We start from the raw sequence: 1,590 nt of genomic DNA, 5'->3' as shown, positions 1-1,590 counted from the left end.
CGTCGCGCCGCCCGCCGTCGTACGCCGGCCGGCCGAGCGGCCACGTCGAGCACCGCGTCGGCGAGCGCGGCCGGGTCGGGCTCGGCCCAGGCACCTGAGTGCTCGTCCACGAGCTCGCGGGCGCCGCCCCGGTCGGCCGTGACGACCGGCGTCCCGCTGGCCAGCGCCTCGAGGACGGCGAGGCCGAACGTCTCGCCGGGGCACACCGACAGCGCCACGTCGGCCGCGGCGAGCCGGCGGCTGAGGTCCGCGCGCCCCTCGACGAACCCGTGGAACGCCACCGGCGCGCCGGCCGCGATCTCGACGAGCTCGTCGCGGTGCGAGCCGTCGCCGTACACGTCCATCCGGACCGGCACGCCGCGGCGGTGCAGCTCGACCGCGGTCGCGACGGCCAGGTGCGGCGACTTCTCCCGGGAGAGCCGCCCGACGTGGGCCAGCCGCAGCACGTCCGCGGACGACACCGGGTGCGGGCGGAACGTGTCGAGGTCGACGCCCAGCGGGACCCGCACCATGGGGCAGCCGACCGCGTCGGCGACGGACTGGAACTCCCGCTGCGCGTAGTCCGAGGTGACGACCACGGTGTCGAAGCTGCGGACCAGGACGCGGTTGAGCAGTCCGATCGAGACCTTCGAGGTGGTCTCCAGGCCGCTGCGCATCGCGAACATGTCGTCGAGCCGCTCGTGGGAGAACAGCACCGACCCGACGCCGCGCCGCCGTGCCCACCGGGTGACCGGCAGCAGCGTGAGCTTGTCGCTGAGCTCCACCGACGTCGGGGCGAAGCGCTCGAGGACGTCGACGACCCGCCACGGCTCGACGATCAACCGGTAGCCGCCGCCCACCCGGGGAGCCCGCACCTGCACGACGTCGCCGTGCTCGGTGGTGCTCACGGCGTCGGACGGCCCGGGGACGACGAGGAGCCGCTCGACGCCGGCCGCGGTGTAGCCCGCCCCGAGCGCCGCGACCGCGGTCTTCATGCCGCCGGAGGCGGGTCCGATGAAGTTGGCCAGCTGGGCGATGCGCACGCAGACGACCGTCCCGTGCCCGTGTGAACGCGCGGCGAGACGCGGGTGGATGTCCGGTGTCGGCGCGATGGTGCACGCTGGCCGCATGGGCGACGGCGGGGCCGGGTGGACGTGCGAGTTCGAGGCCGAGCTGTGGGAGTGGGACTCCTCGCCGCAGGGCGCCTCGTGGGTGTTCGCGACCGTGCCGCCCGACGAGACCGAGGAGATCCGGCTCCGCGGTGGTCCACCGCGCGGCTTCGGCTCGGTGCGGGTCGAGGTGACGCTGGGCGGCTCGACGTGGCGCACCTCGGTCTTCCCCGACAAGCAGCGCGGCTACGTGCTGCCGGTCAAGAAGGCCGTGCGCCGCGCCGAGTCCCTCGATGTCGGGGACCCGGCGCGGCTGCGGCTCGAGCTGATCTGAGCAGGTCGAGCGGGGGCGCTACGGCGCGACCGGCTCGCGGTTGAGCGTCTTGTAGGTGTACGCCGTGCCGAGCAGCACCACCGGAACGCTCACCAGCGCGCCGACGACGCAGATGATGAATCCGACGGCGGCGACCAGGCCGCCGACGATGTACCAGACGATCGTGTT

The 1,590-nt window shown here is 74.4% G+C and carries 2 protein-coding genes; one reads left to right on the top strand and one right to left on the bottom strand.

Annotation, left to right across the window (positions count from 1 at the left end):
- Positions 1 to 974: glycosyltransferase (locus VGD85_RS21990; protein ID WP_331065568.1), on the bottom strand; the 974-nt coding region annotated here is incomplete at its 3' end.
- Positions 975 to 1,107: 133 nt separating this feature from the next.
- On the opposite strand from VGD85_RS21990, the gene VGD85_RS21985 reads away from it, so the two are divergent.
- On the top strand, positions 1,108 to 1,422 hold the full coding sequence (locus tag VGD85_RS21985) for a DUF1905 domain-containing protein (RefSeq protein WP_331065567.1): 315 nt from the start codon (positions 1,108 to 1,110) through the stop codon (positions 1,420 to 1,422).
- Positions 1,423 to 1,590: the final 168 nt, after the last annotated feature.

The sequence above is a fragment of the Nocardioides sp. genome (assembly GCF_036401255.1).
Taxonomy (GTDB): domain Bacteria; phylum Actinomycetota; class Actinomycetes; order Propionibacteriales; family Nocardioidaceae; genus Nocardioides.
Note: the sequence above shows the minus strand (reverse complement) of the source record. Positions and strands in the feature narration are given on the sequence as shown.